The sequence below is a fragment of the Oceanobacillus sp. B139/18 genome (genome assembly GCF_055524595.1).
Map to the genome: position 1 here is coordinate 177591 of NZ_JBVFXI010000003.1, position 15991 is coordinate 193581.

The following is a 15991-nucleotide window of genomic DNA, read 5'->3' on the forward strand; positions in this document are numbered from 1 at the left end:
TTATTTGATTTGTAAACTATCTTTTGAATTTTTTGTTTTTATTTTACTCTATGGCAAACGATTCTCTTTGAATACAAAAAAGAGTGAAGTTTATCCTCTCTGATATTCTCCACTCTTTGAATCTATTAATGGCTCTGATTTCATGCTTTTATAAATGTTGTTATTTTATTTCTCCAATATAGCAAGCAGCTCTTCCCCAGTCCGTTGAATGTGCTTTGCAAGTGCGTCCGAAGCCTTTTCAGCATCTCCGTTTTCAATTGCTTCTAAAATCGTCGCATGTTCTTTATTTGATTTTTGAATTTGACCGGGAATGATTTGCGGCGTATCCAATGCAAAGCCCATGGAAATGGTATCAATAAAGCTTACTAAGCGGGAGCTGTCACAACGGCTGATCAACACTTTATGAAATTTCGCATTATTTTCGACATAGGCTTCATTGGATGCAGTATTCAGCATCGATTGATGAAATTCCGATAAGGTTTTGAGATCTGCTTGGGTAAAATGCTCCATACTTTTCTTTAATGCCAACGCTTCTAGAACGGAGCGTAATTCATATATCTCTTGAATATCCGCTTTCTTTATCTCCCGGACGACCGCTCCCTTATGCGGCTCCATGGTAATAAGTCCCTCCAGCTCTAATGTTCGAAGCGCCTCTCTAATTGGCATACGACTTACCCCAATAAGTGAAGCAAGCTCGGTTTGCACCAAACGTTCTCCCGGTTTAAAGTCTCCTTTAAGGATTGCTTGCCGTAACACACTGCATACACGATTATGCAGCATTTCTCTATCACCGATTTCTAAATTTATATGATCAGGCATAAGCTTATCTCCTATTCTCCATTTTGAATATTGTATCCACATATTATAGCAAATGAAGAATCTAAATAAAAGATTTTACTTTTTTAAAAATTTACTAAACTAAAATTAAATAAAAGAAATGAAACAACGATTAAGTTTTCCACTGTGAAATCTTCGTTCTCGTACATATCAGAAAATCTTAACAGAGCATCTTAATCTCCAATAATACTCAACGAAAAATTCCCACACTTTCCCAAATACCAAGGAAATTTATGTTATGATTAGTAGATTATTATAGTTACAGAAAGAGAGGCGGAGATATGGGCGAAATACCAACTAATTCTAAAAGTATTTTTGTTTTGATCACATTTCTTTTCATAACAATCGGTTTTACATGGCTGTATATCCATTTCAGCAGCACTATTAAAGATGAACCAGTGGAAGAAACGATTGAATTAAAATACAGCAAAAAAGGATTGTATTTATACCCGCGTTATGAAATCCTTGTCTCCAATTCAGATCGGCCAAGCACCGTATCTAAAGAGCAATTTGAATCGATTGAAGCAGGAGATACGATTTCTGGATACATGAAAAACAAAGATACCTTTGTAACAGAAAAAGACATTCAGTTTGAAAAACTATTAGGGATTCCGATTCTTATTGCTTTATATCTAGTTGTGTTCATCTTTGGTGCTGGCTTACTGAAAAATACAACATTTATTAAAAATAAGCTGGCCTATAAAAACATCGTGCAAAAAATATTTATGACAAGCCTTTTAACGCTTTTAGGGCTCTATCTTCTGACAGGGTTAATTCTCATTGCACTAATAACAACAAATATTTTTCATAAAATAAATCCATGGAATCAAACAGAAGTAACAGCGACTGTTTTAGGCGGAGACCATAATGAAACACGATCACAAAGAGGTGCTTCTTACACAACATATGAGCTATTCCTTCATTTTCAAGATCAAGAAGGGAACGATTACATAACCAAAAAAGCAGTCACCGGTACGACATATAATAAATATGATTTAGGCGAAAGCATTCCACTGATTTATCGTAATAATAACGCAGATGATACCTTTATCGCTACGAAAAGTGCCAACGAAATCTGGCCTGCCTTTTTGAATTTATATACTTTTTTTATCGGCTTTTATTTATTTTCCGTATTTGCCATGATTAGAGGATGGCGTAAAAAGAAAAAACGGCAGCAAGAGAAGGATACTGCGCTTCATAATACAATTTGAGACTTGCATGGAATAACTTGACAAGGCTGGTTAGCCAGCTTTATCAAGTCATTCTGCAAATACTTCTCCCTTTGATTTTTTTATTGTATAATAAAGCGTAATCCTATCTATACTCAACTGCCAGGACAGTAGTTTTAATCAATTTACGCTTATATCAATAAATTCGTATTTATTTGTGAATCACGTCACAAATAAATGGAAGGGGAGAAGATAAGTGCAACGACAAATGAAAATGGGGACGATGATTCATGGTGTAGGAGAAAAAATGTCTGATTGGAGACATCCTGAGCTACCGTCAGATGCAAGTGTCAGCCTTAAATTTTATATAGAACAGGCGCAAAAGGCTGAAGAAGGTAAATTTGATTTTGTTTTTATTGCGGATGCGTTACACATTAATGAGCATTCTAATCCACATTATTTGAATCGTTTCGAGCCGCTTACGATTTTATCTGCGCTGGCAGCTGTTACCTCACATATTGGATTGGTTGGCACATTATCAACAACCTATAGCGAGCCTTTTTCAGCAGCACGCCAGTTTGCCTCTCTGGATATGATCAGCGGTGGCAGAGCGGGCTGGAATGTGGTCACATCAGGCCTTGAAAAAACAGCCTTGAATTTTAGCCAAGAGGTAAAAGATCATCCTGATCATGCGGCGCGTTATAGAAAGGCATCAGAATATATCGATGTGATGCAAGGGTTATGGAAAAGCTGGGAAGATGACGCGTTTATAAGGGATAAAGAAACAGGAATATTTATGTATAAGGAAAAAATGCATGAATTAAACCATGCTGGAGAGTTTTTCTCGGTTAAAGGGCCGTTGAATATCGGCCGCTCTAGACAAGGTGAACCAGTGATTTTTCAGGCAGGCTCTTCTGCTGATGGGAAGGATTTAGCAGCGAAAAAAGCGGATACCGTATTTGCAATCATCCCATCTATAACAAAAGCTCAAAACTATTACCATGATTTGAAACAGCGCGTCGAACAATATGGAAGAAATCCAGAAGATGTGTTTGTCATGCAAGGAATCTCACCTATTATTGGCAAAACAGATAAGGAAGCTGAGGCAAAATATCAAGAACTCGCTCGTTTAGTAGAGATAGACCAGGCACTGGCATTTCTCAGCAGACTGTTTGAATTTCATGATTTTTCAACATATCCGCTAGACGAACTCTTCCCTGATGTCGGAGATCTAGGGAAGAACAGTTTTAGAAGTGATACAGACCGAATCAAGCGGGAGGCAATCGAGGAAAGCCTTACGCTGCGTGAAGTAGCTTTACGTGAAGCAACACCTCGGCCGCTTTTTATGGGAACGCCTGAAAAAGTAGCGGACCTGATGGAAGAATGGTTTGAATCACGTGCGACTGATGGATTTATCATTATTGCTAATTTGCCAAGTTATCTGGGAGACTTTATTGATGCGGTTGTGCCTATTCTGCAGGAACGGGGCCTTTTTCGAAAGAACTATGAAGCAAATACATTGCGTGAAAATCTTGGACTACGTATTCCAAGACACTATTCTATGACAGTTATTTCCAGATAAGGGTAGATTTATATTCGATGCTTCATTTGTAACACTGCTTTTTTACGCGTTTAATGAATGAAGAAGCAAAACAGATTTATAAATAAATTGGAATAAAGAGGAAGATATAGGCAGATACACTGTGCTTGTCTTCCCCTTTATATACTTCACGCTCATAGAGGGCAATTTAAAGAAAATGACTGTGGATAGAATTCAGCATGCTCACTGTTTATTATTAAAATAAAAAGTGCCAAAACCCTATTATCAAGGATTTTGACACTTCATGAAACTAGTCGATAAAACTAAAATGGAGACGGAGGGAGTCGAACCCTCGTCCAGAGATATCGCCACTCAAGTATCTACACGCTTAGTTGGTATATTATCATTCGCTCACATGTCGGCCTGCCAACAGGCTTCCATGGAGCTAGTCTGATTCAGTTCTTCTGCCCATCCTCAGACGGTGGATAGCAGTATAGCCCGCTTCATTTGAGACCCTTCAATCTGCCACACGGGCGATGGCAGGAAGGATCGTTTTAGGCTACTTACGCAGCTGCTAAAACAGGTTGATTGTTTTCTTTGCCAGTTATATTTAGGCGTAACGTTTTACGAGCCGTAACCTCGACGTGCAACTTGAGCTCAATCTATCCCTGTCGAATCCGTAACGTCCCCGTATCATAAAAAACACAGGGAATAATTAAGCAAACTTAAATTATTCAACTGTACCCTGCTATCCTGATAGCAGCTGTTTTCTTCACAGCATACCACGAATAGGGTACCTTTCATTATAACAAACCATACCTAATTGTCAAGTATGCTCCGGATTACCGCATATGATCTTTAATGGCCCTGTCCACATCCCGTTTCATTTGTTTACGTTTCAGGTCTTCACGCTTGTCGTATTTCTTTTTCCCTCTTCCAAGACCAATTAATACTTTTGCATAGCCATTTTTAATATAAATCTTTAATGGAACTAATGCATAGCCCTGCTGCTGGGTTAAGCCGATTAATTTATCAATTTCCTTCCGATGAAGCAGCAGCTTTCTTGAACGGGTCGGGTCGTGATTATACCGGTTCCCCTGCTCATATTCGGCAATATGCAGGTTCACTAATTGCACTTCCCCTTTTCTGTCGATTCGCGCATGGGCGTCCTTAATATTTACTCTGCCATTCCGAATAGACTTGATTTCTGTCCCCTGCAGGACAATGCCTGCCTCGTAGGTTTCTTCAATAAAATAATCGTGGGAAGCTTTTTTATTTTGTGCAATGGTTTTTCCATTTCCTTTTGGCATTTGAAATCATCCTCTTCCATCGAACTTTGAAAAGTTCTTATTCACTCAAAAAGAAATTCATTTCTCCATGAATGAATCCTCATTATAGTTTACCAAAAAATACGCCTTATCTCAAAGCTTTCACATAATTAAAACGTTTCTATCGCTGTGCGAAAAAAACGATAAAATCTCCTGAAAGAGATTCTATCGTTTCGGTTTATTCTTTTTCTTGTTTTTGGGTTTTGCTTTGCCTTTGCCTTTTGGCTTGCTTTTGGATTTTTCGTTGTTCTTTCCAGGAGATTGGATAACTCTTCCTGCGGGCTTCTGCTTTCTTTCCTTCCGGCGCGGAGAACCTAAGGATGTCAATTCGAAGTCGACCGTGTATTCTTCTAAGTTTACATCAGCCACTTTAATATCGACCTCATCGCCGACGCGGAATACTTTGGCCGTCCGCTCGCCGATCATCGCCTGACTGCGTTCATCATAATGATAATAATCATCTGTCAAATAGCTGACATGAACCAGTCCTTCTACCGTATTTTCCAGTTCCACAAACATGCCAAAATTCGTTACCGAGCTGATAATACCAGTAAATTCTTCGCCGATTTTATCTTTCATAAATTCTGCTTTCTTCATATTATCGGTATCACGCTCTGCATCGACTGCCCGGCGTTCCATTTCAGAAGTATGACGGGCGATTTCCGGCATTCTGTCCTTCCAGTGCATCATCGTTTTCTTACCGATTTTCTTCTCAATCAAATAAGTGCGGATTAACCGGTGCACAATCAAATCTGGGTAACGACGGATTGGCGACGTGAAATGGGTATAAAAATCCGTTGCCAGGCCAAAGTGACCCACACTTTGCGGAGAATATTTTGCCTGCTGCATCGAACGCAGCATTAATTTAGATACAATCATTTCCTCAGGGTCATCTTTAATTGATTCTAATACCTTTTGCAGCTGCTGCGGATGAACCTCGTTAGCCGTTCCTTTGACAGAAATGCCCAGACCAGCTAAGAATTCATAGAATTTCTCCAGCTTCCCTTCATCCGGCTCCTCATGGATACGGTGGATAAATGGGACATCCATCCAATGGAAATGCTCTGCAATTGTTTCATTCGCTGCCAGCATAAATTCTTCAATTAATTTTTCTCCGACAGAGCGCTCACGAATAACCACATCGGTTGGATGGCCTTTTTCATCGACAAGCACCTTTGCTTCTTTAAAATCAAAGTCAATGGCGCCGCGTCCAAAGCGTTTCCCGCGTAAAATAGCTGCCAGCTCTTCCATATTCTCAAACATTGGAACAAGCGGCTCATATTTTTGGCGCAGCTCTTCGTCCTTGTCGACTAAAATCTTGTTCACATCCGAATAAGTCATTCGTTCATTTGAATTAATCACACTTTGGAAAATTTCATGGTTAACGACTTGTCCGCTCGTATTGATTTCCATCTGACAGCCAAGTGTCAGTCTGTCCACCTGGGGATTAAGCGAGCATATCCCATTTGATAAGCGGTGAGGAATCATCGGAATCACACGGTCAACTAAATAAACACTTGTTCCCCGCTCAAAGGCTTCCTTATCCAGTGGCGTACCTTCTTCCACATAATGACTGACATCAGCAATATAGACTCCAAGCTGGTAATTTCCATTCTCAAGACGTTTGACGCTTACCGCATCATCTAAGTCCTTGGCATCTGCGCCGTCAATCGTAACGACGACCTCATCACGCAGATCCTTTCTCCCTTGGATATCATCTGGGTCAATTTCTTCAGGAACTTTATTTGCCTGCTCGATAACTTCTTCTGGAAAATCAATCGGGATTCCATGCTTATAAATAATGGAGAGAATATCAATTCCCGGATCATTTTTATGACCAAGAATCTGGATAATTTCTCCTTCTGCACTTTTTCTTCCCTCCGGATATTTGGTAATGCGGGCGAGTACTTTATGACCGTCAATCGCTCCATGGGTATGTCCTTTAGAAATAAAAATATCATTTGGAATCCGCTTGTCATCCGCGATAACAAATCCAAAGGAACGATTATCTTCAAATGTACCGACTACGGTGACGACTGCACGTTCCAGAATACGAATAACCTTTCCTTCTGGGCGCGTGTCCTCCGTATCCTTTTTTTCCAGGCGGACGAGCACTTTATCCTTATTCATGGCAGAGCCCATATCATTTGCATGGATATACACATCTGTTTGGTCTTCATCTTCCGGAATCAGAAAAGCAAAGCCCTTGGCATGCATTTGGAGAGTTCCTTTGACCAAATTCATTTTATCCGGCAGTCCAAATCGATTTTTTCTGGTACGGACAAGGTCTCCCTCTAATTCCAGTTCATTTAAAGCGACAACCAGCTCCTTAAACGCCTCTGCGTTTTCTAAAGCCAGCGCCTCTTCTAATTCTTGGACAGACAAGGGTTTCGTGCTGTTCTCTTTAATATAATCTAAAATGCGTTCTTTCATAACGTTCACCTTCTTTCTGTTTATCTTTCCATCTTTCTACTTTATACTTCCCAATCCAGGCTCTCTAAAAACGCATAAATATCTTCGTGAAGCTGATCTTTTTCTTTATCCATTGTAATCACGTGGCCTGAATTAGCATACCATTTGATTTCTTTTTGTGTGGATTCGACATTGTCATAAATATAATTCGCACTGTCTGTATTAATCATTTGATCTTTTTCAGCCTGTACGACTAAGGTAGGTGTGTAAATCATATCAATATTTGATTTTACTTCCTTCACTGTGTCCCTGACACCGATAAAGAGGTTCTTGGAATTATCCATAATCGTATCAACTTCTTCTTTTATAACCGCTTCGTCCTTTTGTTCCAGCTGTTTAAACTCTTTAGAGAATTCCCGGAATCCTTTGGTCAGTTCTTCCTCATTATCAAAAAACATTGGAGCACACATGGATACCATACCTTTAATTTTCTCCGAATAGGCAAGTTTTAAACCTAATACGCCTCCAAGAGACAGACCGGCAACTGCAATTTCCTGATATCCAAGTTCCTTCAGATGGTTAAAAGCAGCTTTCACATCTGCCCACCATTGATCCGGATTACTTTTGATCAATTCCTCCGGCGGCAGTCCATGTCCGCGATAAATCGGCGCATGGCTTGTGTAGCCTTTCTTTTCTAGAAAACGCCCAAGCATGCGGACATCTGCAGAGTGTCCGGTAAATCCATGCAGTAATAATACAGCACGTTCTCCTGCTTCAAATGTAAACGGCTGTGGTAACTTTATTTTCACAATCATCCATTCCTTTCATCTTCTTGAAAAATAAAACTGTCCGTTAAATTGTGGGAAATCATTTTTCCCAATTCATTTCTAGTATACCCTGTATTATGAAAAGCGAAAATAAAAAAACCTTACCACACTACTGTGATAAGGAATATCATTTATTGTAATACGTACGCTGCCAAGAAAGCTAATAAAAAGAACAGCACCGCTGTAACAATTGTCATACGATGAAGCACCAAATCAATTCCGCGTGCTTTCTGTTTTCCAAATAACTGCTCTGCACCGCCGGAAATCGCTCCTGAAAGACCAGCGCTTTTTCCAGACTGCAATAAGACAAGTGCAATCATCACGATAACGTCAATTACTAATATCACATTAACCACAGTTAACAACATGTTTTCATACTCCTCCTATGTTCCGACAATCCCTATCTTATACTTTATCATACTTTGAATTTGTTGTGCAAGATTGATTTGTGAAATACTTCTTTACTATACACCCCTCGTGATTCATCCCTTATTTGAATTTGTCCAACAACCCGTCTTCAACGTATAATGAATGTAGCAGTCCCGCGTAAATAAAAAAGCATCGTGATTAATGATACCAAGGGGGAAGAAAACATGGAGATGAAAACAGATTGGCTGACAGTGTCTGACGGAACCCGCATCTATATCAAACAATGGCTTCCGGAAAGAAGACCTGTTGGCATCCTGCAGATTGCCCACGGCATGGTGGAACATATTGAACGCTATCATGATTTCGCTTCCTGCTGCACTTCTTTAGGTTACATCGTGATCGGCAATGACCATCGCGGACATGGGAAAACAGGTGATTTAGGAATACAAGGCTACTTTACAGAGAAAAATGGTTTTCAGCGCGTCGTGACAGATTTGTATGAAATCATGCAATATGGAAAAAAAGCTTTTCCTCATCTTCCCTATTACTTCTTGGGGCATAGCATGGGTTCTTTTTTAATGCGGAATTTCATTCAGCATTATAGTAATGAAATGGATGGATTAATATTAACCGGTACAGGACATTATTCCAGACTTCTTGCCACCGCAGGAAAAACAGCAGCATCCCTCCTGCCGTCAAGGAAACCTTCTCCTCTCATGAATCAGCTCGTTTTAGGGAACAGTATGAAACAGGATAAGCATTACAAACACGAATGGCTTACAAGAGAAAAAGCATATGCAGACGCTTATGAAGCAGACTCCTATACCGGCTTTATTCCGACAGCCCGTTTCTTCTATGATTTATTGGAAGGTATCTATCAGACCAGAAAGCAAAGTCTCAATCAAAACATACGTAAAAATCTTCCGCTTCTCCTTATCAGCGGTGACGAGGATCCTATTGGTCAATATGGAAAGGGAGTATGGAAAACAGCTTCTCTCTTTCAAAAAAATGGCCTGGAGAATATTGTCGTTCAGGTTTACGAGGGTGGAAAGCATGAATTATTAAATGATACCTGCCGGGAGGAAGTATATGCGTTTATCGGAGATTGGCTGAAGAATGCTGGTAAAAAATAACGGATTATATTGATTTTAACAATTGAAGAAAACCCTTTAAACTTGCACGTCAGCCCACGCTAATTTAGTATAGATATGTTATAATTAATAAGATAGTTTTATTAAAGAAAGGATGCTCTCATAATGAAAAAATTGAATGGAATTGCTGCATCTAGTGGAATTGCCATTGCGAAAGTATACGAACTGAAAGACCCGGATTTAAATTTTGAAAAAACGTCTATTGATAATCCAGGACAAGAGATTGAGCGTCTTGAAAGCGCATTAGAAGTTTCTAGACAGGAACTGGAAAAAATCAAAGCACATACATTAAAAGAACTCGGGGAAGAGCATGCAGAAATTTTCTCTGCGCATTTGCTTGTATTAGGAGACCCAGAGCTGATTAATCCGATTAAAGATAAAATCAACGATGATAAAGTAAACGCAGAAGCTGCCTTGGACGAAGTTGCTACGATGTTTATCGACATGTTTAAAGCCATGGATAACGAATATATGCGCGAACGTGCAGCAGATATCCATGATGTAACCAAACGTGTCATGTCTCACCTGCTTCAGGTTACCTTCCCGGACCCTGCTTTAATTGATGAGCAAGTGATTGTTATCGCAAGAGATTTAACACCATCTGACACCGCTCAGTTAAACCGTGAATTTGTAAAAGGGTTTGCAACCGATATCGGCGGCAGAACTTCTCACTCTGCTATCATGGCCCGCTCCTTAGAAATTCCTGCTGTGGTAGGTACAAAAGAAATTACCGGCGCTGTGAAAAAGGACGACCAGATTATTGTCGATGGCATTGAAGGTACAGTTATCATCAATCCGACAGAAGAAGAGATTAAAGTATATGAAGCGAAACAAGCTGCATTTGCTAAGCAGCAGGAAGAATGGGCAAAATTAAAGGATGAGCCTACTTTCTCTGCAGACGGTGAACAAGTTGAGCTTGCTGCAAACATCGGTACACCGAATGATGTAGAAGGTGTTCTTAATAATGGCGGCGAGGGCGTCGGACTTTATCGTACCGAATTCCTTTATATGGGTAACTCTGAATTGCCTTCCGAAGATGTTCAATTTGAAGCTTATAAAGCTGTATTAGAAAAAATGGGAGACAAGCCTGTCGTTGTAAGAACACTTGATGTCGGCGGCGATAAGGAAATCAGCTACTTAGATATGCCGCATGAAATGAACCCGTTCTTAGGATTCCGTGCAATTCGTTTCTGTCTGGAAAATGAACATGTCTTCCGCCCGCAATTACGTGCATTACTGCGTGCGAGTGCTTACGGCAACCTGAAAATCATGTTCCCGATGATTGCTACATTGGAAGAATTCCGTCAGGCAAAAGCGTTATTGCTAGAAGAAACAGACAATCTTAAAAAAGATGGCGTTAAAGTTTCCGACAACATTGAAGTAGGAATCATGGTAGAAATTCCATCTACTGCAGTGATTGCAAAACAATTTGCGAAGGAAGTCGATTTCTTCAGTATCGGAACAAATGACTTAATCCAATATACGATGGCTGCTGACCGTATGAATGAACAGGTTTCTTATCTGTATCAGCCATATCACCCAGCTATCCTGAATCTGGTAAACAATGTCATCGAAGCTGCTCACGCAGAAGGCAAATGGGCAGGCATGTGCGGTGAAATGGCAGGAGATTCTACTGCTATTCCATTGCTTCTTGCTCTTGGACTGGATGAATTCAGCATGAGCGCAACTTCTATCTTACCGGCAAGAACTCAGATTCTTAGCTTGAACAAAAAAGAGCTTGCAGCACTTAAAGATGAATTCCTTTCCTTAAGCACTGCAGAAGAAGTGGTTGCATTAGCGGAGAAGACGATTAATAAATAAGTATACTGAAAAACCCTGATTATTGTTTGCACAACAATAATCAGGGTTTTTTATTAATACATCCGCGCCATTCCCGCAGAATTCGGGGCCGTATGACGAAAGCCGAACTGTTCATATAATTTATCAGCGGGAATATCTGCAATCAAGCTGACATAAGAGCCTTTGTAGGTATGGTTATCTAAATAAGCCATAATCTCCTGCATAATGACCTTTCCAAGCCCTTGTCCCTGATAGCTTGGTTTGACCACGATATCTACTACGTGAAAAACAATTCCCCCATCTCCCACTACTCTGCCCATCCCAATCAACGTATCACCGTCATAGATGGATACAGCAAATAACGTATTAGGAAGCCCAATTTCAATCGCTGCTTTTTCTTTATTGCTTAATCCAGCCTCGACACGAAGCTCATTAAATGCTTCGACTGCTGGTGTTTGATGACTGATCTGATAACGTTCATTCATTGATTCCCATCCTTTTCATCCTATTTATTTCTTCTATTTTACCATCTAAGTCTATTTCCTATCATATTTTCTTATCTCCTTTGATTAAAAAACACGATTATCCACAGATAACAAAGAAGACTATAATGAATGATAACAACACCATTCAAGGAGGGAATGCTTTGGATTTTCACAGTAAAGATAATATGTACAGCTATACTGGCCGGGACGCGGATGCAGCGTGGAAAGAAAAAATCAGAGAACTCATTGATATTTCATCCATTCACCATGCTGCGGACATAGGCTGCGGAGGCGGAATTTATTCAAGAGCTTTAGCTGCTATCGGGATACCATCTATCCTAGCCATCGATTCTTCCAAGCCAATATTAGAAGGTGCGAAGAAAGACTGCAGCAGGTACCCGAATATTTCTTTTCAGCTTGGGCTGGCAGACAAAACCGGCCTGGAATCGGAAAGTGTTGATTTGATACTAAGCAGAGCATTGGTCCATCATCTTAAAAATCTTGATTCCGTATTTGCAGAAGCATACAGGGTATTAAACAGCAATGGCTATTATCTTATTCAAGACCGGACATTGGACGATTGTTTACTGGAAGGGAGTAAAGAGCACATCCGCGGATACTTTTTTGAAGCTTTTCCGAAATTAAGAGAATTTGAAAAGAAACGGAGATACTCCAGTGATGATATAAAAATAAGTCTTCAACAGGCTGGTTTTAAAGAGATAACAGCGCATCGCCTCTGGGAGATTAGAAAAACATATCCAAACAAACGAGCACTTCTCGCTGATATTCAATCCAGAACGGGACGAAGTATTTTACATGAATTATCAGATGAGGAGCTGCAGTATTTAAGCGATTATATCGATTATTCGATTGGGGATGATATGGAAGAAGTTGTTGAAAAAGACAGATGGACATTGATTAAAGCAGTGAAATAACTATACTGAATCGTTGAATCTCTATTACTCAAATGCCCGATATAATATCCCCTTTATTCTCTTTCAAAAAACCATTAAATACGTATTGTATATTTATACAATACGTATTATAATTAACCGAAGCTATTTTTCATCTAACCTTAAAAATAACTATAAACAGCTTAGATAAATTATATTTTATGTCTTTTATAATAATGTATATTTATCATACATCTTATGCAATAATTGTTTTATCACGGAGAACCGCCCGTAAAACTCCCGCCTCAAAATAAAGAGCGAAAATAAATTTATTTAGGCGGGAGATAACGGGCGCTAACTCCCTGAATCACTTAACTAATCATTCAGCGGGAGAAGGGCGAAAACTCCCACTGAATGAAGTTTCGTTTTATCGCAATGTAATGAAATGGAGGATTTAAAATGGAAAGAAACCAAAAAGATTGGGAGCATTTAGTTGATTCGATTGGAAACTTCCTTGCTCCGAGTATGGCAAAAGACCATCCTAACTTGCCTGTTGTAAAGGCAGAGGGCTGTTATTACTATGGGACAGACGGCAAAAAATACTTAGATTTCACTTCAGGGATCGCTGTTGAAAATGTTGGACACCGTCACCCCAAAGTCGTGCAGGCTATCAAAGACAGCGCGGATCATTTGATTCATGGACCATCCGGCGTGATTATCTATGAATCTATTTTAAAATTGGCAGAAGAGCTTCAGGAAATACTTCCGCCCAAGCTGGACAATTTCTTTTTTGGAAATAGCGGAACAGAAGCAATTGAGGGAGCCCTAAAACTCACAAAGCATGTATCTAATCGTCCTTATGTAATTTCTTTCACAGGCGGATTCCACGGACGGACCATCGGCTCACTCAGTGTTTCTACCTCTAAAAGTAAATATAGAAAACACCTTCAGCCTTCCTGGTTAACTTACCAGCTTCCATACGCACATTCGGAAGACTGTCCGGCCGGGGAAGATCCGGAGGTATTTTTTGCAGAAAAGCTTGAAAAAGAAGCAGCGAATTTATTCCGTCATCAGGTTGACCCGGAAGAAGTTGCCTGTATGATTGTAGAGCCTGTGTTAGGTGAAGGCGGCTATGTTATCCCGCCTAAATCATGGCTGAAGAAAATGCGGGAGATTTGTGACCGGCATGGGATTTTATTAATTTTTGATGAAGTACAGACCGGGTTTGGCAGGACAGGAAACTGGTTTGCAGCCCAAACCTTTGACGTGACACCAGATATCATGGCTGTTGCAAAAGGAATTGCAGCAGGGATGCCGCTTGGCGTAACAATTGCTTCCAAGGAATTAATGGACCAATGGCCAATGGGGTCCCACGCAACGACTTTCGGCGGAAATCCTATCGCCTGCGCAGCAGCACGGGCATCCATTGAAGTCATCAAGGAAGAAAAACTTCTTGAAAATGCACGTACTGTCGGGGATTACGCCCTTAACCAGCTGATACAGTTAAAAGATAAATTTTCGATTATTCATGATGTTCGCGGTGTTGGATTAATGATTGGAATTGCGCTAAAAGATGCAGAAACCGGTGAACCTGACGGAGAAGCCGTGATGAATGTATTAAACAGCTGTCTAGAGAAAGGTGTTCTCTTCTATTTATGCGGAAATGCCGGGGAAATTATCCGGATGATTCCTCCATTAACGGTAACAAAAGCACAAGTAGATGAAGGAATAAAAGTACTTGAAGAGGCATTGACTGCTGTTCAAAACGAAAAATAAGCTCACGTTTTTATAAGGAGGTAGACCATTGAACCATAATAGTGAACAAACAGAAGAGCATACCGTGTCCGAAAAACATTCCAAAAAAGATTTCCTGAAATTTTTGCTGCCCTCCTTATTTGGTATTTTTATATTTCTTTTTCCCATCGTCGATGGAGATACGTTTAATATACCGCTGGGCATTATAACTGAATTTCTTATTGAACAGCTGGAGAACCTCCTGCCTGGTATCATTACATTTACAATGGTTATTTCTACTGTTCTTACGCTCATTGCAATGCTGCTAAAGCCAGCATTTATCGTAAATTCAGAGTTTCTTTCATCCTTATTTAATGTATCTTTTTTCTGGATGGTTGTCCGAGTGCTCGGAACTATTTTCGCTGTGATGACATTCTTCGGAGCCGGGATTACATTTATCCATTCCGAAATTACCGGGCAAGTGATGTTCGGATTATTGACAACCTTGATTGTCTGGTTTTTTGTAGCCTCCTATCTCTTGCCTTATCTCATTAATTTTGGGGCGATGGAATTTGTGGGGACATTACTTCGGAAAGTCATTAAACCATTATTTACACTGCCGGGCCGTTCTGCCATTGATTTATTGGCGTCATGGGTCGGAAATGTCAATGTTGGAGTTGTTCTTACAAGAGAGCAATATCAGGATGGATTTTATACAGGACGTGAAGCAGCAGCAATTACAACCTGCTTCTCAACCGTCTCTCTGCCATTCTGTCTCGTCATCGCGAATATGCTGAATGTTGGACATATGTTTCCTGTCTTTTATTTAACGATTGTCATTGCAGGAGTCATAAGTGCCATCATTATTCCGAGAATTCCGCCTGTTTCCAGAATTCCGGATACGTATTATAAAGAAAGTCATTTCCAAGAAGAAATTCCAGCAAACACTTCCCCGCTTAAATGGGGAGTTGATCAGGCTGTCAGAAGAGCAAAAAAAGCAGGCACGTTAACAGATCAATTAAAGCAGGGCTCTGAAATATTTCTGGGAATTATTTTCGTTTTATTGCCGCAAGTCATGGCGATTGGAACCATAGCTCTTATTATTGCTGAATTCACACCTGTTTTCCATTGGATTTCCCAGCCGATGATTCCGCTTTTATATCTATTGCAGATTCCTGAAGCGGCAGCTGCTGCACCAGCATCCATTATTGGCTTTATTGATATGTTTTTACCAGCTGTGCTGGCCTCTGGAATTGAAGCCGAGATAACACGATTTGTGATTGGTGCTTTATCGTTAGTTCAAATCATTTATTTAACAGAGATGGGCACCCTGTTGCTGATTTCAAAAATACCGGTTAAATTATGGCACTTACTCGTTATTTTTATTGAACGTACCCTTATTTCATTACCGATTATTGCTTTAATCGCACATATGATTTATTAATT

General features: G+C 40.0%; 13 protein-coding genes and 1 other RNA gene. 7 read left to right on the forward strand and 7 right to left on the reverse strand.

Going from position 1 to position 15991, the window contains the following annotated elements; genetic code table 11:
* Positions 1–165: 165 nt before the first annotated feature.
* A complete protein-coding gene (locus tag ACZSMY_RS11310; protein WP_042530443.1) occupies positions 166–819 on the reverse strand; it encodes a GntR family transcriptional regulator in 654 nt (217 codons plus the stop codon).
* A 299-nt stretch (positions 820–1118) separates the two neighbouring features.
* Here ACZSMY_RS11310 and ACZSMY_RS11315 point away from each other — a divergent pair, with 299 nt between their 5' ends.
* Together ACZSMY_RS11315 and ACZSMY_RS11320 are read left to right on the forward strand one after the other, a co-directional pair.
* Positions 1119–2048, forward strand: a complete 930-nt coding sequence (locus tag ACZSMY_RS11315) for a DUF3592 domain-containing protein (protein ID WP_042530441.1) — start codon at positions 1119–1121, stop codon at positions 2046–2048.
* Positions 2049–2274: 226 nt separating this feature from the next.
* Positions 2275–3588, forward strand: coding sequence for an LLM class flavin-dependent oxidoreductase (locus tag ACZSMY_RS11320; RefSeq protein ID WP_465147845.1), 1314 nt, complete (start codon positions 2275–2277; stop codon positions 3586–3588).
* 284 nt (positions 3589–3872) lie between these two features.
* Here the strand turns inward: ACZSMY_RS11320 and ssrA are convergent.
* The 5 genes from ssrA to secG all read right to left on the reverse strand — a co-directional run bounded on the left by ssrA (position 3873) and on the right by secG (position 8481).
* Positions 3873–4236, reverse strand: a transfer-messenger RNA (tmRNA) gene (ssrA, locus tag ACZSMY_RS11325).
* Between the two features lie 152 nt (positions 4237–4388).
* Positions 4389–4856: an SsrA-binding protein SmpB gene (smpB, locus tag ACZSMY_RS11330; protein WP_040978930.1), complete on the reverse strand. Its 468-nt coding sequence runs from the start codon at positions 4854–4856 to the stop codon at positions 4389–4391.
* Between the two features lie 183 nt (positions 4857–5039).
* Positions 5040–7307: a ribonuclease R gene (gene rnr / locus ACZSMY_RS11335; RefSeq protein ID WP_465147787.1), complete on the reverse strand. Its 2268-nt coding sequence runs from the start codon at positions 7305–7307 to the stop codon at positions 5040–5042.
* Between the two features lie 41 nt (positions 7308–7348).
* The gene (locus tag ACZSMY_RS11340) at positions 7349–8095 is read right to left on the reverse strand and encodes an alpha/beta hydrolase (protein WP_193063393.1); all 747 of its coding nucleotides are present in this window, start codon (positions 8093–8095) and stop codon (positions 7349–7351) included.
* Positions 8096–8244: 149 nt separating this feature from the next.
* Positions 8245–8481 (reverse strand): preprotein translocase subunit SecG, encoded by a 237-nt coding sequence (gene secG / locus ACZSMY_RS11345; protein ID WP_374705727.1) that lies wholly within the window; start codon positions 8479–8481, stop codon positions 8245–8247.
* A gap of 225 nt (positions 8482–8706) precedes the next feature.
* Here secG and ACZSMY_RS11350 point away from each other — a divergent pair, with 225 nt between their 5' ends.
* Entirely contained in the window at positions 8707–9615 is a 909-nt protein-coding gene (locus ACZSMY_RS11350; protein WP_341173215.1) for an alpha/beta hydrolase, read from the forward strand.
* Between the two features lie 123 nt (positions 9616–9738).
* On the forward strand, positions 9739–11454 hold the full coding sequence (gene ptsP, locus ACZSMY_RS11355) for a phosphoenolpyruvate--protein phosphotransferase (protein WP_193063389.1): 1716 nt from the start codon (positions 9739–9741) through the stop codon (positions 11452–11454).
* Between the two features lie 53 nt (positions 11455–11507).
* Here ptsP and ACZSMY_RS11360 read toward each other — a convergent pair whose 3' ends face one another.
* On the reverse strand, positions 11508–11918 hold the full coding sequence (locus ACZSMY_RS11360) for a GNAT family N-acetyltransferase (RefSeq protein ID WP_042530430.1): 411 nt from the start codon (positions 11916–11918) through the stop codon (positions 11508–11510).
* Positions 11919–12079: 161 nt separating this feature from the next.
* On the opposite strand from ACZSMY_RS11360, the gene ACZSMY_RS11365 reads away from it, so the two are divergent.
* The 3 genes from ACZSMY_RS11365 to ACZSMY_RS11375 all read left to right on the forward strand — a co-directional run bounded on the left by ACZSMY_RS11365 (position 12080) and on the right by ACZSMY_RS11375 (position 15989).
* Complete coding sequence (locus ACZSMY_RS11365) at positions 12080–12853, forward strand: class I SAM-dependent methyltransferase (protein ID WP_244882334.1); 774 nt, start codon at positions 12080–12082, stop codon at positions 12851–12853.
* A 417-nt stretch (positions 12854–13270) separates the two neighbouring features.
* A complete protein-coding gene (locus ACZSMY_RS11370; protein ID WP_465147788.1) occupies positions 13271–14587 on the forward strand; it encodes an aspartate aminotransferase family protein in 1317 nt (438 codons plus the stop codon).
* 28 nt (positions 14588–14615) lie between these two features.
* Positions 14616–15989: a YjiH family protein gene (locus ACZSMY_RS11375; protein WP_465147789.1), complete on the forward strand. Its 1374-nt coding sequence runs from the start codon at positions 14616–14618 to the stop codon at positions 15987–15989.
* Positions 15990–15991 lie beyond the last annotated feature (2 nt).